17 protein-coding genes are annotated in these 19747 nt (G+C 68.4%); 4 read left to right on the forward strand and 13 right to left on the reverse strand.

The annotated features are described in order from the left end of the window. Positions 1-10 precede the first annotated feature (10 nt). Positions 11-517: an acetolactate synthase small subunit gene (ilvN, locus tag ACFXI3_RS05280; RefSeq protein ID WP_009074017.1), complete on the reverse strand. Its 507-nt coding sequence runs from the start codon at positions 515-517 to the stop codon at positions 11-13. Next, a complete protein-coding gene (locus ACFXI3_RS05285) occupies positions 514-2409 on the reverse strand; it encodes an acetolactate synthase large subunit (RefSeq protein WP_370939660.1) in 1896 nt (631 codons plus the stop codon). Before ACFXI3_RS05285 ends, ilvN begins: the two co-directional genes overlap by 4 nt. Positions 2410-2733: 324 nt before the next feature. Here ACFXI3_RS05285 and ACFXI3_RS05290 point away from each other — a divergent pair, with 324 nt between their 5' ends. Both ACFXI3_RS05290 and ilvD read left to right on the forward strand, forming a co-directional pair. After that, complete coding sequence (locus ACFXI3_RS05290; protein ID WP_378398186.1) at positions 2734-3348, forward strand: PH domain-containing protein; 615 nt, start codon at positions 2734-2736, stop codon at positions 3346-3348. Positions 3349-3420: 72 nt separating this feature from the next. Beyond that, positions 3421-5265, forward strand: a complete 1845-nt coding sequence (ilvD, locus tag ACFXI3_RS05295) for a dihydroxy-acid dehydratase (RefSeq protein ID WP_378398188.1) — start codon at positions 3421-3423, stop codon at positions 5263-5265. Positions 5266-5950: 685 nt separating this feature from the next. Here ilvD and ACFXI3_RS05300 read toward each other — a convergent pair. Together ACFXI3_RS05300 and ACFXI3_RS05305 are read right to left on the reverse strand one after the other, a co-directional pair. After that, positions 5951-6526, reverse strand: coding sequence for a DoxX family membrane protein (locus tag ACFXI3_RS05300; RefSeq protein ID WP_344285563.1), 576 nt, complete (start codon positions 6524-6526; stop codon positions 5951-5953). A gap of 105 nt (positions 6527-6631) precedes the next feature. Beyond that, on the reverse strand, positions 6632-7540 hold the full coding sequence (locus ACFXI3_RS05305; protein WP_378398189.1) for a 2-hydroxyacid dehydrogenase: 909 nt from the start codon (positions 7538-7540) through the stop codon (positions 6632-6634). 58 nt (positions 7541-7598) lie between these two features. On the opposite strand from ACFXI3_RS05305, the gene ACFXI3_RS05310 reads away from it, so the two are divergent. Then, entirely contained in the window at positions 7599-8807 is a 1209-nt protein-coding gene (locus tag ACFXI3_RS05310; RefSeq protein WP_378398260.1) for a PQQ-dependent sugar dehydrogenase, read from the forward strand. Between the two features lie 761 nt (positions 8808-9568). On the opposite strand, the gene ACFXI3_RS05315 is transcribed toward ACFXI3_RS05310, so the two are convergent. The 4 genes from ACFXI3_RS05315 to gatC are packed head-to-tail and all read right to left on the reverse strand — an operon-like array spanning position 9569 to position 13403. After that, entirely contained in the window at positions 9569-10087 is a 519-nt protein-coding gene (locus tag ACFXI3_RS05315) for a hypothetical protein (RefSeq protein ID WP_344285559.1), read from the reverse strand. Then, the gene (gene gatB / locus ACFXI3_RS05320; protein ID WP_378398190.1) at positions 10088-11593 is read right to left on the reverse strand and encodes an Asp-tRNA(Asn)/Glu-tRNA(Gln) amidotransferase subunit GatB; all 1506 of its coding nucleotides are present in this window, start codon (positions 11591-11593) and stop codon (positions 10088-10090) included. Continuing rightward, entirely contained in the window at positions 11590-13107 is a 1518-nt protein-coding gene (gatA, locus tag ACFXI3_RS05325; protein WP_378398191.1) for an Asp-tRNA(Asn)/Glu-tRNA(Gln) amidotransferase subunit GatA, read from the reverse strand. Before gatA ends, gatB begins: the two co-directional genes overlap by 4 nt. Then, complete coding sequence (gatC, locus tag ACFXI3_RS05330) at positions 13104-13403, reverse strand: Asp-tRNA(Asn)/Glu-tRNA(Gln) amidotransferase subunit GatC (protein WP_009073996.1); 300 nt, start codon at positions 13401-13403, stop codon at positions 13104-13106. Before gatC ends, gatA begins: the two co-directional genes overlap by 4 nt. 221 nt (positions 13404-13624) lie before the next feature. Here gatC and ACFXI3_RS05335 point away from each other — a divergent pair, with 221 nt between their 5' ends. Continuing rightward, positions 13625-14278: an amino acid-binding protein gene (locus ACFXI3_RS05335; protein ID WP_037716711.1), complete on the forward strand. Its 654-nt coding sequence runs from the start codon at positions 13625-13627 to the stop codon at positions 14276-14278. A 231-nt stretch (positions 14279-14509) separates the two neighbouring features. Here the strand turns inward: ACFXI3_RS05335 and ACFXI3_RS05340 are convergent, their stop codons facing one another. From ACFXI3_RS05340 to ACFXI3_RS05360, 5 genes are all read right to left on the reverse strand, one after another. After that, complete coding sequence (locus tag ACFXI3_RS05340; protein WP_378398192.1) at positions 14510-14914, reverse strand: PASTA domain-containing protein; 405 nt, start codon at positions 14912-14914, stop codon at positions 14510-14512. Positions 14915-15233: 319 nt separating this feature from the next. Continuing rightward, on the reverse strand, positions 15234-15728 hold the full coding sequence (locus ACFXI3_RS05345; protein ID WP_344285539.1) for a GNAT family N-acetyltransferase: 495 nt from the start codon (positions 15726-15728) through the stop codon (positions 15234-15236). After that, the gene (ligA, locus tag ACFXI3_RS05350) at positions 15721-17880 is read right to left on the reverse strand and encodes an NAD-dependent DNA ligase LigA (protein ID WP_344285536.1); all 2160 of its coding nucleotides are present in this window, start codon (positions 17878-17880) and stop codon (positions 15721-15723) included. The genes ACFXI3_RS05345 and ligA overlap by 8 nt, the downstream gene beginning before the upstream one ends. An 11-nt stretch (positions 17881-17891) precedes the next feature. After that, the gene (locus tag ACFXI3_RS05355) at positions 17892-18602 is read right to left on the reverse strand and encodes a hypothetical protein (RefSeq protein ID WP_378398193.1); all 711 of its coding nucleotides are present in this window, start codon (positions 18600-18602) and stop codon (positions 17892-17894) included. Between the two features lie 73 nt (positions 18603-18675). Further along, positions 18676-19710: a methionine synthase gene (locus ACFXI3_RS05360; RefSeq protein ID WP_378398194.1), complete on the reverse strand. Its 1035-nt coding sequence runs from the start codon at positions 19708-19710 to the stop codon at positions 18676-18678. Between the last annotated feature and the right edge of the window lie 37 nt (positions 19711-19747).

Consider the following 19747-nt stretch of genomic DNA (forward strand, 5'->3'; position numbering starts at 1 on the left):
AATCTTTGGTTCAGCGGGGAGAAGCGGCGGTGATCGAGCGGGCCCCGCGGCCCACCGCGACCATGCCGGACTGGACGAGTTCGCGGATGCCGTACGGCTCCAGCATCCGCAGCAGCGCGCCGATCTTGTCCGACGTCCCGGTCGCCTCGACGGTGAGCGCCTCCGGCGAGACGTCCACCACCTTGGCGCGGAAGAGCTGGACGGTCTCGAGGACCTGGCTGCGCACGGTGGCGTCGGCCCTGACCTTGACGAGGAGCAGTTCGCGCTGCACCGCGCTGCCTGCTTCCAGCTCGACGATCTTGATCACATTCACCAGCTTGTTGAGCTGTTTGGTCACCTGTTCGAGCGGTAGCTCCTCAACGGCGACCACGATCGTCATCCGGGACACCTCGGGGTTCTCCGTGGGCCCGACAGCAAGGGACTCGATGTTGAAGCCGCGGCGGGAGAACAGTCCGGAGACCCGGGCGAGCACACCGGGCTTGTTCTCGACCAGCACGCTCAGCGTGTGGACAGTCATGCTTGCTCTCCCTCCGCGGCAGCGGCCTCAGCGGCCTCGGCGGCTTCCTGCGAAACCTCGTCGTCGTCGAACAGCGGCCGGATGCCGCGCACGGCCATGATCTCGTCGTTCCCGGTGCCCGCGGCGACCATCGGCCACACCTGGGCATCCTTCCCCACGACGAAATCGATCACGACGGGGCGGTCGTTGATCTCCATCGCGCGCCGGATCGTCGCGTCGACGTCCTCCTTGGCCTCGCAGCGCAGGCCCGCGCAGCCGAGCGCCTCGGCCAGCAGCGTGAAATCCGGGATGCGGTGCTTGTGCGTGCCGAGGTCGGTGTTGGAGTACCGCTCGGAGTAGAACAGGTTCTGCCACTGGCGGACCATGCCCAGGTTGCCGTTGTTGATCACAGCGACCTTGATCGGCGCGCCCTCGATGGCGCACGTGGCGAGCTCCTGATTGGTCATCTGGAAGCAGCCGTCGCCGTCGATCGCCCACACCTGCGTGTCCGGCAGGCCGAACTGCGCGCCCATCGCGGCCGGGACGGCGAAGCCCATGGTGCCGAGGCCGCCGGAGTTGATCCAGGTACGCGGCTTCTCGTACTTCACGAACTGCGCGGCCCACATCTGGTGCTGCCCGACGCCCGCGGCGTACACCGCGTCCGGGCCGACCAGCTCGCCGATCCGCTCGATGACGTACTGCGGCGACAGCGAACCGTCGTCGGGCCATTCGTAGCCCGACGGGTAGTCGTCGCGCCACGAGTCGACCTGGGTCCACCAGTCGCTCAGGTCGGGACGGTCACGCTCGAACTCGGTCTTCACCGCGTCGATCAGCTCGCCGATGATCTCCTTGCAGTCGCCGACGATCGGCACATCCGCCTTGCGGTTCTTGGAGATCTCAGCCGGGTCGATGTCCGCGTGGACGATCTTCGCGTCCGGCGCGAACGACGACAGCTGCCCGGTGACCCGGTCGTCGAACCGGGCGCCGAGCGCGACCAGCAGATCGGCGCGCTGCATCGAAGCGACCGCGGCGACCGACCCGTGCATGCCGGGCATGCCGACGTGCTGACGGTGCGAGTCGGGGAACGCGCCGCGCGCCATCAGCGTGGTCGCGACCGGAATGCCGGTCAGCTCGGCCAGCTCGAGCAGCTGCTCGGATGCCTCGGCCTTGATCACGCCGCCGCCGACGTACAGCACCGGCCGCTGCGCCTGCGCGATCAGCTTCGCGGCTTCGCGGACCTGCTTGCCGTGCGGCCGCAGCGTCGGGCGGTAGCCGGGCAGACGCAGTTCGGGCGGCCAGGAGAACGAGGTCATCTCCTGCAGCACGTCCTTGGGGATGTCCACCAGCACCGGGCCGGGTCGTCCGGTCGCGGCCAGGTGGAACGCCTCGGCGATCGCCCGCGGGATCTCCGCCGGGTCGGTGACGAGGAAGTTGTGCTTGGTGATCGGCATGGTGATGCCGCAGATGTCGGCTTCCTGGAACGCGTCGGTGCCGATCAGGCCGCGCGACTGCTGCCCGGTGATGGCGACGACCGGAACAGAGTCCATGTTGGCGTCGGCCAGCGGGGTGACGAGGTTCGTGGCGCCGGGACCCGAGGTCGCCATGCACACGCCGACCTTGCCGGTCGCCTGCGCGTAGCCGGTGGCGGCGTGCCCGGCGCCCTGTTCGTGGCGGACGAGAACGTGCCGGACCTTCGTCGAGTCGAGCAACGGGTCGTAGGCGGGAAGGATGGTGCCACCCGGAATGCCGAACACGACCTCCGCGCCGACCGCCTCGAGAGAGCGGACGAGCGACTGCGCGCCGGTGACGCGCACCGGCGTACCCGCCGGCGGGGCGGGCTTCGGACGTGCTCCTGGGACACCGGGCGCGGTCGGCCCGGGCTTCGCGTCGCTGCGCGACGTGGCACTGGTCATCGGTTCTGCCTCGTGGGTTCTCGGTGTCACTCGTTCGGGTTGTCTGGGCCGTACTTCCGGTCGGGGAACCGGTTTCACGCAACAAAAAACCCCCGCCGACCGTAAGGTCGCACGAGGGTCGCGCGTCGACGCAGAGGACTCTTCCTAAGCGTCGGCGCGCTGAGGAAGTACGAGACCGGTCTGCGTAATCACGGCCCCGACGTTAGTCGCGCGCCCGGGCGAGTGTCAACTCTGCGGGACGGCGATTCCGCATCGTGGACGGCCAGTACTGCTCCCGCACGACCCGGACGCAGGTCACTCCCGGCACCGGTGCACCATTCCTGCGTGGCCAAGAAACAGCAGGACCAGCGTGCGGACGAGGGCCGGAAGGCCGTGTTCCGGATCCCGACCACGGCGTATCTCGCGATCGGTCTGCTGACCGTCTGTGTGACACCCATCGCACTGGGCGAGATCGGCGGATTCCAGTGGCTGTATGTCTTCCCGCTCGCGCTGCTCGTGTTCGTCGCGCGCACGCGCACCGTCGCGACGCGCGAAGGCCTGCAGATCCGGACGGTTTTCGGACAGCGCGACCTGCCGTGGTCGTCGCTGAAGGGCCTGGCGATCACGAACAAGGCCCGCGTGCGCGCGGTTCTCGGCGACGACACCCAGGTCGGCCTTCCCACGGTGCGGACGCGGCATCTTCCGGTACTGGCACTGGTCAGCGAGGGCAAGATCAAGGACCCGTCGGGCGTGCTGAGCGACGAGGAGCTCACCGGGCGGAAACCGGCCGCTGAGACGTCGTCGGAGGCCTCTCCCGAACCCGCCCCGGAGCCCGCTTCCGAATCTGTTCCGGAACCTGTTCCGGAAGCCGCTCCGGAAGCCGCTCCGGAGCCCGTCGAACCGGAGCCCGCCGCCGACGCGGAACGGACCGGCGGAGGCAACGGCAAACCAGCCGAGTAGAATTGGTAGGACCAGTTTGCGGAGCCGTAGTTCCCCTCCGCCTGGCTCAGCCTTCTGACCTGGGAGAATGCCGTGCCGCACCTCCGTTCCCGGACCACCACCCACGGTCGCAACGCGGCGGGCGCACGCTCGCTGTGGCGTGCGACCGGAATGACCGACAGCGATTTCGGCAAGCCGATCGTCGCGATCGCCAACTCCTACACCCAGTTCGTGCCCGGCCACGTGCACCTCAAGGACCTCGGCGAGATCGTCGCCGAGGCGGTCGCCGAAGCCGGCGGCATCGCGCGCGAGTTCCACACGATCGCGGTCGACGACGGCATCGCGATGGGCCACTCGGGCATGCTCTACTCGCTGCCCTCGCGCGAGATCATCGCCGACTCGGTGGAGTACATGGTCAACGCGCACCAGGCCGACGCGCTGGTGTGCATCTCCAACTGTGACAAGATCACGCCGGGCATGCTCAACGCCGCGATGCGGCTCAACATCCCGACCGTGTTCGTCTCCGGCGGTCCGATGGAGGCAGGCAAGGCGGTGGTCGTCGAAGGCGTCGCGCACGCTCCGACCGACCTGATCACCACCATCGCGGCGTCGGCGAACTCGGCGATCGACGAGGCCGGACTGTCCGAAGTCGAACGCTCCGCCTGCCCGACCTGCGGTTCGTGCTCCGGCATGTTCACCGCGAACTCGATGAACTGCCTCACCGAAGCGCTGGGTTTGTCGTTGCCGGGCAACGGTTCCACGCTCGCGACGCACGCCGCCCGGCGAGACCTGTTCTCCAACGCCGGACGCACGGTGGTTGAGCTGTGCAAGCGCTGGTACGGCGATGACGACGAGTCGGCGTTGCCGCGTTCGATCGCCACGAAGGAGGCGTTCGAGAACGCGATGGCGCTCGACATGGCCATGGGCGGGTCGACGAACACCGTGCTGCACATCCTCGCCGCCGCGCAGGAGGGCGAGGTCGACTTCACGATCAGCGACATCGACGCCATCGGGCGGCGGGTGCCGTGCCTGTCGAAGGTCGCGCCGAACTCCGATTACCACATGGAAGACGTCCACCGGGCCGGCGGAATCCCCGCCATCCTGGGCGAGCTGTACCGCGGCGGGCTGCTGAACACCGATGTGCACGCGGTCCACGCGCCGGACATCGCCACGTGGCTGAACGAGTGGGACGTGCGCGCCGAGTCTCCGTCGGAGAGGGCGGTGGAGCTGTTCCACGCCGCGCCGGGCGGGGTCCGGACCACGAAGGCGTTCTCGACGGAAAACCGCTGGTCGTCCCTGGACACCGACGCTGCGGGCGGCTGCATCCGCGACGTCGAACACGCCTACACGAAGGACGGCGGCCTCGCGATCCTGCGCGGCAACCTGGCCGAGAACGGCGCCGTGATCAAGTCCGCGGGAATCGACGAGGACCTGTGGCACTTCCAGGGCCCGGCGCGGGTGTTGGAAAGCCAGGAGGAGGCCGTCTCGGCGATCCTCAAGAAGGAGATCCAGCCGGGCGAGGTGCTGGTCATCCGCTACGAGGGCCCGGCAGGCGGTCCCGGCATGCAGGAAATGCTGCACCCGACGGCGTTCCTCAAGGGCTCCGGCCTCGGCAAGAAATGCGCCCTGATCACCGACGGCCGGTTCTCCGGCGGCTCCTCGGGCATCTCGGTCGGCCACATCTCCCCGGAAGCCGCCGCGGGCGGACTGATCGGCCTGGTGGAGAACGGCGACCAGATCGTCCTGGACGTCCACGAGCGCCGGCTTGAGCTGCTGGTCGAACCCGAGGTCCTGGCCGAACGACGGGCGAAGATGGACGCTTCGGAAAATCCGTGGCAGCCGAAGGACCGGCAGCGCCCGATCACCGCGGCACTGCGGGCCTACGCCCGGATGGCCACGTCGGCCGACACCGGCGCGGTCCGGGACCCGAACCGCTGATCCTGCTGTTCCGGTTTGCTTTCGAGGGAAGGGGCTCGCGCGTGGTGCGCGGGCCCCTTCCCTCGTCTCGGCTAGACGGCTTCAACCCATGAAATCTCGGGTCCGCTGCTGTTGGAACCCTGGTCAACGCGATTCGCCACTAAACGGCTAACGGTCCCTGGCTGTGCCCGGACCCGAGGCCCGAGGCTCCGACCGCCGTCTCACGTGCGCCCCGAGGCAAGGCCACCGCCCTATCTGGAGAACCTTTCCACCAGCGACGAGCCCTCCGCACGCTCCGCGTGCAAGAGCCGCCTGTCGAGCCGGCCCCGCCCGCACGCACGGTTCCCGCGCCACCCGAGCCCACTGCTATCGAGCCCGCTGCCATCAAGCTCCGCCGAACCCTCACCAGCACACCGCTGGATCTGTTCACCCCAGACTGCAGTGGCCGCGGCTTAGCCTCCAGCCGCCAACGCCTTCGCCGCTCACGAGCCAATCCTGTCGGCGACGAACAACCTGCCACCGTCTGAATTCTGCCCCTGACCAGGCATTCGCCACTAAACGGCAACACACCCACGGCCCGTCAAGCGGCGAAACGACCCACCGACTCTGGCGCTGCCTCCGGACGTCGCCGACGTGTCAGCGACGTACGTCCGGCCAGTCAGCAACCTCGGCACCGGGCGCGTAAGTAACGCTGCCCCCGCACCTGTCAGCGAGTCAAAACGATGACCACCACAGACGCAGCCGCTGCCAACAACAGCGAAATAAGCCCCAGAGGCAACGGCCGCTTCCGCCACGGCGTGTTCCGCTCCAGCGAGATGGTCCCCGCGCCGGTGAAGATCAGCGTCAGCGCACAGAGACCCAGCAGCAGCTCGTACTCCCAGCCCTGACCGTTGCCCTCGAAGAAGCCGCCGTGGAACTTCGCGTAGACGATGTTCGCGGCCACGCCCAGCAGCCCTGCCGCGGCGAGCGGCGTGAACAGGCCGACGATCAGCAGCGCACTGCCCGCGACCTCGGTGATGCCGGTGATCCAGGACAGCAGCGTCGTCTGTTTGTGGTACCCGAACATCTCGAGCACGTGCGCGAACCCGCCAACGCCCGGTCCGCCGAAAGCGCCGAACAAATGCTGTAGGCCGTGCGCACCCATGATCACGCCGAGCCCCAGGCGCAAGACGAGCAGGCCGAAGCCGAGACCGCCCTGCCGCGGTTCGTCGTAGTCGTTGCCGGCAGAGTCCTCGACACCGGACAGCACGCTGGTCTGGTAGTCGTCCCCTTGAGTGGTCACGCGGCGAAGATTAGGGGATTCAGCCGTGACCCGCGAGCGAGCACGCCGAGGTCAGGGGCTCTTTCAGGGTTCACCCTGAGTGCCGGGCCGACATCCGGGAAATGATCAGTATTCGCCGCGCACGAGATTGCCAGGTAGCTCGCCGCCAGCGTACCGGGCGATTTCCGCCGCGGCCACCAAATAAGCGCGCCGCCGGACGCCCCGCACCGCGCCCGCCACGTGCGGCGTCAGCACGAAACCGGGTGCTGTCCACAGCGGATGGTCCGATGGCAACGGCTCCGGATCAGTCACATCGAGCGCGGCGCGAAGCCTTCCCGCGGCGAGTTCCGCAGCAAGCGCGTCAGTGACCACAACAGGCCCCTGAGCAGCATTGATCAGCACCGCGTCATCACGCATCGCCGCGAGGAAGTCGGCGTCGACCATGCCCCGTGTCCGCGAAGTAAGCGGCACCATCATGACCACCACATCGTGGTACGGCAGCAGTTCCGGCAACTCGTCGACACCATGCACGCCTTCGCGCGCCGACATTCCGACCATCGTGCAGCGCACGTCGAACGGCTCCAACCGCCGCCGCAACTGCCGCCCGACGTCCCCAGCCCCGACGATCAACACACGCTGGCCCTGCAGGGTGTCCGACGGCAACTGCTCCCAACGCCTGGCTCGCTGCGCCGCCGCGTAAACGTCCAGATTCCGGTACATCGACAGCAGCACGCCGACCACCCACTCCGCCATGCTCCCGCCGTGCGCACCGCGGCAGGTGGACAACAGGACGCCATCCGGGACGCGGCCGACCCAGTCTTCCGCTCCCGCAGTCAGCAGCTGAACCAGCTTGAGGTTCGGCAGATCTCTCCAGATGTCGTCGCCCGCCGAGTCCATGGCCGGGATGAGCACCTCAGCTTTCGCGGCCTCCGGCGGCAGCGGGCGGCCCCATTCGTAGCGCACCGCGTTAACAAGGGGGATTTCGGACAGCACGGCGACGCCCTCGTCGTCCGGGATCAGCACGGTGACTGTCATGATCACCACGGTAGCCACTTACCAGTGGCTCACGCCGCGCCACCTAGGCTGGGGCATCATGCGTACCCGGTACCGGTGGTCGGCGCCGCTGGCCCTCCTCGCCTGCGGCGGCCTCGTGCTCTCCGGCTGCGCCCGGTTCGACGACACCGCCGCCGGCCAGACATTCACCCCCGCGCCGGTGCCGAGCCCGGAATCTCCGCCGCAGGTCCAGGAGCACGGCGACGGCTCCGGCAACGGTCCGCGCACCGGGCCCGCGCAAGCGCCGCCCTCGCCGGTTCCGCCTCCGCAGGGCTGCAAGGACTTCGACAAGGCGGTCATCGCCACTTGCCTGGACACAGTCGCCGCCGTCGCGGGACTCCCCGGCGAGGGATCCGCGCCCGCCGCTCTCGCCGGCGAACGGAAAACCGGCCGGGTCATGCTGGCCAGCTCCGGACACGACGCGACGTCGTTCGCGCAACTGGACGTCCAAGCCGACGGCGACGGCGGGCTCACCAGCCTGGCGCTGTCGCCCAGCTACGTCGAGGACCAGCTGGTTTTCGCGTACGTGACCACGGCGTCGGACAACCGAGTCGTGCGCTTCGCCAAGGGCCAGGCCCCGAAGCCGGTGCTGACCGGAATCCCGAAGGGATCGACCGGCAACCGCGGCGCGCTGGCCAGCGACGGAAGCGGCGCGCTGCTGGTCGCGACGGGCGACGCGGGCAATCCTGCCGCAGCCGCGGACCCGAATTCCCTGGCGGGCAAGGTGCTGCGCATCGACGTGTCCGGAAAACCGGCGACCGGAAATCCGACGTCCGGGTCCGCCGTCTACGCCTCGGGCCTGCACTCCCCCGGCGGCATCTGCCGTTCGTCCGACGGGAAGCGCACCTGGGTCACCGACCACCCGGCCAGCGGTCCGGACGCCGTGTACCGGCTCCAGTCCGGACAGCCGCTCAGCACGCCCGTGTGGACTTGGCAGGACAAGCCCTCCCTCGGCGGCTGTGTCGATTTCGTCGACGCGAACGGCATCCTCGGCATCGCTTCGTCCACCGGCATGCAGAACGTGCCGGTCAACAAGGACGGAGCGGTCACCGGCAAGCCGACGGTCACCCTCGACGGAAAAAGCAAGGCCGCCACGACGTACGGCCGGCTCTCCTCCATGAGCATGATCAACCCCCAGCTGGCCGTCGCCGGGACCGTCAACAAGGACGGCGGAAAGCCGGTCTCCAGCGATGACCGCGTGGTCCTGATCGTGGTGAGCGACACGGGCGGCGGTCCGGGCAAGGACTGACTCCGGGCGCGACTGGTTGAGCGCTTTCCGGGGCTGGTCGGCCGGTTGACCTGCGGTTAGCCGTTTAGTGGCGACAGTCGATCCGGTCGCCCCGGCCAGCGGCGTTCGGCCTGACGCAAGCCTCCCGTCTGCCCTGCCGGGCGCTCCCAGTAATCGGTTCTGGCCGGAGTCGCCACTTAACGACGACGATCACCGGCCTGCCATCGACGCTGACGGCACCGGCCCAGATCGACGTCGCCCCGACATCACCACCAACGTCGGCATCGATCCATCGTCGTCGCCATCCAACGGCCGCCTCGCGAGATCCGCCGCTGTCCCTTTCTCCAACCAATGGCGAAACCCGCAGCGACGGCGGCACCCTCCGAGCACCTCGCTGCCCGCTTCCCCGCCCAACGGCAAAACGCGGTAGCAACGGCAGCGCACTCCGAGCGCCCAACCAGTCGGAAGGAAGTCCGCGAAGAACTGCCTCTCAACCAAGAGCACCCCGTCGCCACTCAACGGCGAATCCCTCAACCGCCTGGGCAGCCGAGCGCACCTAACGGCTGTCCGAAGGCAACCCCGCCAGAAGCGCCGACTCAGCCGAGAGTGTCTCGTCGCCCCTTAACGGCGAATCGGCGAAACGCTGCCTCACGACCCGGAGCACCCGTCGCCACACAACGGCGAATCCGCCAAAGCCCACGTCAACCAGGAGCCATGCTCCGTCGCCATCTAGCGGCGAATCGGCGAGAAGCTCCCTAAGCCAGGCACCACCGTGTCGCCGTTCAGCGGCGACGACGCGAAGCCCGGCTCTCCGCCCGAGCCGCCCGGATGTCCACGATCGCGACCACAACCGACCCGACCGCGAAAACCATCCCCAGATACCGCCCGATCCCGCCAGAGATCGACACCCCGGCAGCGTCCAGGAACGCACGCTGATCGGTGTCGAACACCCAGTCCAGCGTCGTCCAGCCGATCACCATCAGCAAAACCGTCGCCAGTCCGCCGACCAGCCACAGCTGCGGCAACCCGCTCACGCGCGCCTTGCTGACCTGCCCGAACAACACCACCGCAAGCCCGACCACGGCAAGCAGCAGCGGCGGACCCCACGAGAAGAGATCTGAATGCCACGCCGTGCGCACGACGTCGCTGTGCGGCAACGTCCCGAACGCGTCGCGGACATCCGACGTCGCGGTATCGGCCGACAGCACAGTCCAGGGCAGCGGCGTCGACCCGACCGCGAGCAGCCCGGCCGCCAGGCCGAGCCACTCGCGCCAGGTGACGCGTCGGAGCGAGAAACCCACTCAGGAACCGACGCGCTCGATGATCAGCTCGCGCACGCGCTTGGCGTCGGCCTGGCCCTTGGTCGCCTTCATGACCGCGCCGACGATCGCCCCTGCCGCGGCGACCTTGCCGCCGCGGATCTTGTCGGCGATGTCCGGCTGCGCGGCCAACGCTTCGTCGACAGCGGTGAGCAGCGCCGAATCGTCGGAGACGACCTTCAGACCGCGCTTCTCGACGACCTCGCGCGGCGAACCCTCGCCCGCGAGAACGCCCTGCACGACCTCCTTGGCGAGCTTGTTTGTCAGCTCACCGGAGGACACTAGCCCGATCACCTCGGCGACCTGTGCCGGCGTGATCGCCAGTTCGGTCAGTTCGAGTTCACGCGTGTTCGCTTCCTGCGCCAGCGTGTTGACCCACCAGCCGCGCGCCTCGTCCGGCTTCGCACCGGCCTCGACCGTCGCCGCGACGAGGTCTACGGCACCGACATTCAGCAGGTCGCGCAGCGCTTCGTCGGAGAGCTTCCACTCGTCCTGGATCCGCTTGCGTCGCTCCCACGGCATCTCCGGCAGCGTCGCGCGCAGTTCCTCGACCCATTCGCGCGACGGCGCGATCGGCACGAGGTCGGGCTCCGGGAAGTATCGGTAGTCCTCCGCGGTTTCCTTGGCGCGCCCGGACGACGTGGTGCCGTCGGCCTCCTGGAAGTGCCGCGTCTCCTGCCGGATCGACCCGCCCTCGGCGAGAATCGCCGCCTGGCGCGTCATCTCGTACCGCACCGCGCGCTCGACGCTGCGCAGCGAGTTGACGTTCTTCGTCTCCGTGCGCGTGCCGAACTCCGTGGCGTCCTTGGCCATCAGCGACACGTTCGCGTCGCAGCGCAGCGAGCCCTGGTCCATGCGGACGTCGGACACGTCGAGCGCCCGCAGCAGGTCGCGCAGCGCGGTGACGTACGCGCGCGCCACCTCGGGCGCCCGCTCACCGGTGCCGGTGATCGGCTTGGTGACGATCTCGATCAGCGGCACGCCAGCGCGGTTGTAGTCGAGCAGCGAGTGCTCGGCACCGTGGATCCGGCCGGTAGCGCCGCCGATGTGCAGCGACTTGCCGGTGTCCTCCTCCATGTGCGCGCGCTCGATCTCGACGCGCACGACCTCGCCGTCGTCCAGCGTCACGTCGAGGTAGCCGTTGAACGCGATCGGCTCGTCGTACTGCGAGGTCTGGAAGTTCTTCGGCATGTCCGGATAGAAGTAGTTCTTCCGGGCGAACCGGCACCACTCCGCGATCTCGCAGTTGAGCGCGAGACCGATCCGGATCGCGCCCTCGACCGCCTTGCCGTTCACCGCGGGCAGCGAACCGGGCAGGCCGAGGCAGGTCGGACACGTCTTGGTGTTCGGCTCGCCGCCGAACTCGTTGACGCAGCCGCAGAACATCTTGGTGTTCGTGCTGAGCTCAACGTGGACTTCGAGCCCGAGCACGGGGTCGAACCGCTCGAGGACCTCGGCGTAGTCCATCAACTCGGCCACGGCAGTCACTTCGTTCCTCCCAACTCCGGAGCCTGGTGCACGAGCGAGCCGCCGGCAGCGGCGTCGCGCGCGGCCTCGTACGCGGCGCCGACGCGGTACAGCCGGTCGTCGGCGAGCGCCGGGGCCATGATCTGCAGGCCGACCGGCATCCCGTCCTCGTCCGACAGTCCGCTCGGGACGCTCATGGCGGCGTTGCCCGCGAGGTTCGACGGGATGGTGCACAGGTCGGCGAGGTACATCGCCATCGGGTCGTCCACGCGCTCGCCGAGCTTAAACGCCGTGGTCGGCGTTGTCGGCGACACGAGCACGTCGACCTTCTCGAAAGCCTGCGTGAAGTCGCGCGTGATGAGCGTGCGCACCTTCTGCGCGGAGCCGTAGTACGCGTCGTAGTAGCCGGACGAAAGCGCGTACGTGCCGAGCATGATGCGTCGCTTCACTTCAGCGCCGAAGCCCTTTTCGCGCGTCAGCGACATGACTTCTTCGGCACTGTGCTCGCCGTCGTCCGAGACGCGCAGGCCGTACCGCATCGCGTCGAAACGCGCGAGGTTCGACGACGCTTCGCTCGGCGCGATCAGGTAGTACGCAGGCAGCGCGTACGTGAAGTGCGGGCACGACACCTCGACCACTTCGGCACCGAGAGCGCGAAGCTGCTCCACAGCTGCCTCGAACGACCGCAGCACGCCCGGCTGGTAACCGTCGCCGCCGAACTCCTTCACGACGCCGACGCGTACGCCGGTCAGGTCGCCCTTCGCGCCTTCGCGCGCCGCAGCGACAACCGGCGGCACCGGCGCGTTGATGGACGTCGAGTCCATCGGGTCGTAGCCAGCGATCGCTTCGTGCAACAGCGCGGCGTCAAGCACCGTACGCGCGCACGGGCCAGCCTGGTCGAGCGAAGACGAGAACGCCACGAGCCCGTAGCGCGACACTCCGCCGTACGTCGGCTTCACGCCCACAGTGCCCGTGACAGAGCCGGGCTGACGGATCGAGCCGCCAGTGTCCGTACCGATCGCGAGAGCCGCCTCGAACGCCGAAATCGCCGCCGAGGAGCCACCGCCCGAACCGCCCGGGATGCGCGCGTGGTCCCACGGGTTGTGCGTCGGACCGTACGCCGAGTTCTCCGTGGACGAGCCCATCGCGAACTCGTCCATGTTCGTCTTGCCGAGGATCACGACGCCGGCTTCGCGCAGCTTGCGCGTGACAGTCGCGTCGTACGGCGGCAGCCAGCCCTCGAGCGTGCGGGACCCGCAGGTCGTCGGCACGCCCTTCGTGGTCAGCACGTCCTTCAGCGCCAGCGGGACGCCCGCCAGCGGCGATGCCGGCTGATCCCCCGCGGCCAACTGCTCGTCGACAGCCTTGGCCGCGCCGAGCGCGCCTTCGGTGTCGACGTGCAGGAACGCGTGCACGTGGTCGTCCACCGCGGCGATGCGGTCCAGGTGCGCCTGCGCGACCTCGACCGCGGACACCTCACGCGTGTGGATCTTCGCCGCCAGCTCGGCGGCGGTCAGCTTGACGAGTTCGCTCACTGTTCTTCTCCCAGGATCCGCGGCACCCGGAACCGGCCGTCCTCGGCGGCCGGCGCGGCGGCCAGCGCGTCCTGCTGCTCGAGGCTGGGCCGGACGGTGTCCTCGCGGAAGACGTTCGTCAGCGGCACGGCGTGCGAGGTCGGCGGGACGTCCTCCGCGGCGACTTCGCTGACCTTCGCCACCGAGTCGAGGATCTGGTCGAGCTGGCCGGCGAAAACGTCCAGCTCGTCGTCGGTCACGGCCAGCCTGGCCAGCCTGGCGAGGTGTGCGACCTCGTCTCGGGAAATGTTGGGCACGCGGGTGACTCCCGGGGTGTGCTGTGCGGGTGCTCTCGGAAGCTGCAAGTCTATGGTGACGGCGTCGGACGGTTCGACCGGGTTATCGGGCCGCGGGCGCCGGGCAGGGCGTCCCGCTTGCCGGACAGCGGGCCCCCGCGGGTACCCGGTCTGTCACAATCGGCGCCCGGCAAGCGCGTCCCACGACAGGGCTGGGACGCCTGAGGCGAGAGGGGCGCGTGGTGTCGTTCCTGATCCGGGTCCAGCTACCGGACTCCCCCGGCACGCTCGGCGCGGTCGCGACCGCGCTCGGCACAGTCGGGGCCGACATCCTGAGCGTGGACGTGGTGGAACGCGGCGGCGGGCTCGCGATCGACGACCTGGTGGTCGAACTCCCGTCGGGCCGGCTCCCGGACGCGCTGATCACCGCGGCCGAGAGCGTGGAAGGCGTCGAGGTCGACGCGGTGCGGCCGTACGCGGGCATTCTCGACACGCATCGCGAACTGGAGCTGGTCGAGGAGATCGCCGCCCAGCCGAAAGCCGGTCTGGACTTGCTCGCCGAAGGTGTGCCGAAGATCATCCGGGCCGGGTGGGCGGTAATCGTCGAGCACGCGGAATCGGGACCGCGACGCCTGGCTTCGTCGAGCGCGGCGCCGGAGAACCCGTTCACGGACTTGCCTTGGCTGCCGCTGGAGCGCGCGACTGTCCTGGACGGCGAGGACTCCTGGGTTCCGGAGACGTGGAAGGAACTCGGCACCGAGCTGGCCGCTACTCCGCTCGGCAAGCCGGGAAAGGCGATGCTCGTCGCGCGGCCTGGCGGGCCTAACTTCCGTGCCGCGGAGGTCGCTCGGCTGGCGCACTTCGCCGGGATCGTCGCGGTGGTTCTGGACGGCTGATCCAAGCGCTGGGTCGGCTGTCCTAAATGGTTCGGGCAGCTGAACTGGACGCGTTTGGCCGGACGTTTCGGACCCTGGCACCCGCCTGTTCAGGCCGTCTCCGGAAGCAACGCGAGGCAGTTCATCGCATGCGGGTTTACTCGCGATCCGCTGTCATCAAGTGCGGACAATCTCCCCCGAGAAGGGGAACCTGTCCAGCAACGGGTCCTCGGGCGTGCCAGACGGCGGCAATCAGCACTTGTCGGCATAGAGCGTGACGACCGTGCCAGCGGAAACCACAGCACCGGGCTTGGGATCCTGCCCGGTCTGGCACCAGTTCCGGTCGATGATCATCATCCGCTTCTTCCCGGACGAATCGACCTCTCTCAAGTTGTACAGCCCGGCAGCCTGCATGGCGTCCTGCGCGTCCTGATGATTCATGCCGGACACGTCAGGGACTTTGATCGTCGCCGGCTGCGCGGCACTAAACGGCGCGCTCACGGTCGCCGTCGCGGGCTCGGTTGCCGTCGCGGTCACGGTCGCCGCCGTGACCGTCGTCGTTGAAGTGCCACCTGGTTGCGGTGCTGCGTTACACGCGACGGCAAGAAACGCCGCAACGCCAACGACCGGAACAGCGGCTTGAACGAACTTCGCCATGATCACGCTTCCTCGATACGAGTCGGTACTTCACGCGTGACAGCTTGAGTCGAAGCCAGACATCTACACGTTACAACCCATAGCCGGTTGAAGCTCGCTAATCAGACGCGCAACACTGCCGTCCACCAGCGACGGCCGAGACCGACCGAGCCGGACCAACGCTCACAGCCAGGCGCGCCACCCACTCGACAGCACTAGGCGAGAGACTGGGGCGAGGTCCGCCAAACCGTCGCCACTCAACGGCGAATACCACCGGTGAACCCCGCCCAACGCTTTCGCCAAAAAACGGCAAAAGCCTCTGACCTGCAAGAATGGGACCTCAGAAGCCGTATTCGTACGCGATCAGGTTGACCCCCGGATGCGGATGCCAGTCCCGCCCCGGCAATCGCCGGAACCCGATTCGTTCGTAGAGCCGGTGCGCCTTCCGCATGACGTCGAGGCTGCTCAGCACCACCCGGTCGACCCCGAGTTCTCGGCCACGGGCCAGCACCGCCTGGGTGAGCGCCTCCCCGACCCCTCGACCGCGCGCCGCCGACGAGACCGCCAGCATGCGGAACTCCAACTCCCCCGGCTGGGAAATCTCGGACAGTTCGCTCCCCGGCTGGACAATCGCGACCGACCCCACGACCTGCCCGTCCGGATCGACCGCGACCAGCAACTCGGCGTGCTGCGCCCGCCCCGAGACGTCCCGAAGCTTCGCCTCGTACGCGGCATCTGTATCGAAGAACCCCTCGATCCGGTAAGCCTCGACGGTCACCTCGCCGAGCGCATCGAACTCTTCGCGCCGCGCCGGGCGGATCTCCACGTCACTCATCGCCGCCCTCAGCTTCCTCGTCCGCACCAGTGTCGAGCGCCAGTTCCGCAGCCGCCTCCGGACCGCGCTCCAGCAACGCGCGGAACCCGTTCTCGTCCAGCACCGGCACCTTCAACTGCACAGCCTTCTCGTACTTCGACCCCGGCGCGTCGCCCACCACGACGAACGCCGTCTTCTTCGACACCGATCCCGCAGCCTTGCCGCCGCGCGCCATGATGACCTCTTTCGCCTCATCACGGGAAAACCCGTCAAGCGAACCGGTCACCACGATCGACAGGCCCTCGAGATTCCGAGGGATGGACTCGTCGCGCTCCTCCTCCATCCGAACCCCGGACCGTCGCCATTTTTCGACGATTTCCCGGTGCCAGCCGACCTCGAACCATTCCTGCACCGCGTGCGCGATGGTCGGGCCGACACCGTCGACGTCCGCGAGTTCCTCCTCGCTTGCGTCTTCAATCCGTTGCAGCGAACCGAATTCCCGTGCGAGGGCCTGCGCCGCGGTCGGCCCGACATGCCGGATCGACAGCGCGACAATCACCTTCCACAGCGGACGGTCCTTTGCCGAATCGAGGTTTATCAGGAGCTTCCGCGCGTTCGCCGACAGGTCGCCTGCCTTGGTACGGAACAACTCCACCTCGGCGAGCGATTCCTCGCTGAGGTCGAACACGTCGCCCTCGTCGGCGACCACCCTCGCGTCAAGCAACGCGACAGCCGCCTCGTACCCGAGCACCTCGATGTCGAACGCACCGCGCCCAGCGAGATGGAACAGCCGTTCCCTCAGCTGCGCGGGACAGAACCGGGTATTCGGACACCGGATGTCCTTGTCGCCTTCCTTTTGGTAGGCGAGTTCCGTGCCGCATTCCGGGCATTCGGTCGGCATCACGAATTCACGCTCGTCACCGGTCCGCGCGTCGACGACGGGACCGAGCACCTCGGGAATCACGTCGCCGGCCTTGCGGATCACGATCCGGTCGCCGATCAGCACACCCTTGCGCTTGACCTCTTCCTGGTTGTGCAGCGTCGCGCGCGCGACCGTCGAGCCCGCGACCTTGACCGGCTCGGTGACGGCGAACGGAGTGACCCGACCCGTACGCCCCACGCCGACCTGGATGTCGAGCAGCGTCGTGATCGCTTCTTCCGGCGGGTACTTGTAAGCGATCGCCCACCGTGGCGCACGCGACGTAGTGCCAAGTCGGCGCTGCAACGCGACCTGGTCGACCTTGATCACCACGCCGTCGATCTCGTGCTCGGCGTCGTGCCGATGTTCACCCCAATAGGCGATGTGATCGGTGAGTTCCTTGCTGGTCCGCAGCACTCGCGTGTGCGGCGACACCGGCAACCCCCAGGCCGCCAATGCGTCGTAGGCATGCGACTGCGTAACCGGCTCGAAGCCGTCCCGCTTGCCGAGACCGTGACAGATCAGCCGGAGCCGGCGCTCCCTCGTGATCTTCGGATCCTTCTGCCGCAGCGACCCGGCAGCCGTATTGCGCGGGTTCGCGTACGGCAGTTTGCCCGCCTCGACCATTTTCGCGTTGAGTTCAAGGAAGTCCTCGACGCGAAAGTAGACCTCGCCGCGCACCTCGACGAGCTTCGGCACGGGGAACTCGTCGGTGCCGGTGAGCTCGTCCGGTACCTGGTCGAGGGTGCGGATGTTGAGCGTGACGTCCTCGCCCGTCCGCCCGTCGCCGCGGGTAAGCCCCCGGGTGAGCTTGCCGTTTTCGTAGAGCAGATTGATGGCCAGGCCGTCGATCTTCAGCTCGGCCAGGTATTCCGTGGACCCGATTTCCTTCTCGACACGCTCGACCCAGGCGAGGAACTCGTCGGTGTCGAACACGTTGTCCAGGCTCAGCATGCGCTCGAGGTGGTCGTGCGCGGTGAACTCGGTGGAGAACGTGCCGCCGACGTTCTGGGTCGGCGAATCAGGCGTGACCAGCGCCGGATACTCGTCCTCGATCTCCTGGAGGTCGCCGAGGAGCGCGTCGAACTGGCCGTCGGAGACGATCGGCGAATCCAGCACGTAGTACCGGAACTGATGGCCGCGGATCTCCTCGGCAAGCGCGCCGTGCCGCTCGCGCACGTCGGCCGGCACGTCGGTCACGTCCTGGGCGGCCTCCACGGCCACCTGGTCTTGGGGAAGGTCGGTGCTGCTCACGGGTGGTGAGCCTAGCCGGAGGCACCGACACTTTCGTCCGGTTGCTCCGTCAGCCCGCGGACCAGCTCCCGGAACTCCAGAAGATCGATCGTGCCTTCCGGCGCGGCCTCGGCGGTCTCGACCCGGCGCAGCCTCTCGGCGGCCAAACGCTCGCCCAGCGTCGCGTCGAGCGGCAGGAACGTCATCGTGGTGCGCGAAGCCTCGTCCAGGTCAGCGAACGCGGGGTGATGCACTGCGACGTCAACCACGCCGTCGTCCACCTGCGCGACAACCCGGACGTCAGCGAGCGAGATGCGATGCTCGCCCAGGTTCACCGTCACCTCGGTCGGATCCGGGACCGGAGGCACCGAATCGTGGTACTCCCAGATCGCGTCGTCGGGCGGTCCGGCCGCTTTCCACGCATCGGTGTACGGACGCAGCTCCGGGTCTTCCTGCCCGCTGACGACCAGCGCGTAGATCGCCATCCGGCCGCGCTCCAGCGAGAAGTGCAGCCGAGGGTGCAGCGTCTCGACCAGCACGCACAGATCGTGCTCGACGCGATGCGGCTCGCCCTCGCCCAGTGCGGCACTGACCTCGGGCAGGAGGTCGTACCACCCTTCCCAGAACGCGGCCGCCGCGGCACCAGCGTCGGACGGCACCTGCTGCTCAGGCCACGGCGTACGGGGATCTGGCGGCGCGGCTTCGGTGTCGGCTTCCGAGCGGCGGCGACGGAACAAACGCATGATTCGGAATTTCCCCCGGTTGTTTCTCTTCACCAGCCACGGTACGCGTCACGGCAGCGGCGCGTCCGCGAAATCACCAGTTTTCGGGCGGCTCCACGAAACCTTTGCCCAGGTCGCGGCTAAGAGCGAGCGCACGGCGCATCCACTCGTTCGTGGCACCGGCCAGACCGCACGCAGGCGTCGGAACAGCGCGCTCAGCCAGGATCGAACGGTTGAAACCCAGCCGGTCCACGAGCCTGAGCGCCGGCGACGCGACTTCCTTCAACCCCGGAGCCGTCACCGGGTCCGTGGCCGGCACGAGGCCCAGGAAGAACGAAATACCGCTGTCCCAAGCCTCGCCGATCTCGTCCAGAAGCGCGGCGGTCGCCCCGGCGAGCATGCTGACGTCGAACGCGACAGCCCCAGCACCCGCGGCGCGGAAGAGCGCGATCGGCGGACGCGGAGCGCAGCAGTGGACGACCACCGGCTGCCCAGTCATCGCTCCGATCCTTTCGATCGTCGTCGCCAGCAGCTCCCGAACCTCGGGTTCAGGCACTGCGGGCACGTTGCCGTATCCCGACGGAGTAGCCAGTTTTCCGGCGAGAACAGCAGGCAGCGACGGCTCGTCGAGCTGCACGACCACCGGCGCGCCGGTCCTCGCGGTCAGCTCCGCGACGTGCTGGGAAAGCCCGTCGAGCAGCGACGAGGTGAAGTCCCGCAACGCCCCGCGGTCAGTGAGCACCCGATGTCCGCGGGCGAGCTCGATCCCCGCGCCTAGCGTCCAGGGTCCGGCGATCTGTGTCTTGAGGACTGATGGCGCACCAGCGTTCTCGCGGGCGGCTTGGACGGCGTCGAGGTCCCACTGGAGCAGGTCACGCCCACGCCGATGGTCGTGACCCGGCCGCCCGGCGACGCGGTAACCGCTGGGCATGACCTCGACGGCGAGGTCTACGAGCAACGCCGCGGTCCGGCCGAGCAGGTCGGCGCCGACGCCGCGAGCCGGCAACTCGGGCACATACGGGAAGCCGGGAAGCTCGCCGAACACGACAGCAGCGGCCTCGACGGGATCGGTTCCCGGCATGGACCCGATTCCCGTCGCCGCGCCCGCGGGCCAAGGTCGTTCACTCACAGGCCGGATTGTCGCGGAACGGACGCCCGCGGTCCGC

The sequence above is a fragment of the Amycolatopsis sp. NPDC059235 genome, from assembly GCF_042754125.1.
In the GTDB taxonomy this organism is placed as follows: domain Bacteria; phylum Actinomycetota; class Actinomycetes; order Mycobacteriales; family Pseudonocardiaceae; genus Amycolatopsis; species Amycolatopsis albidoflava.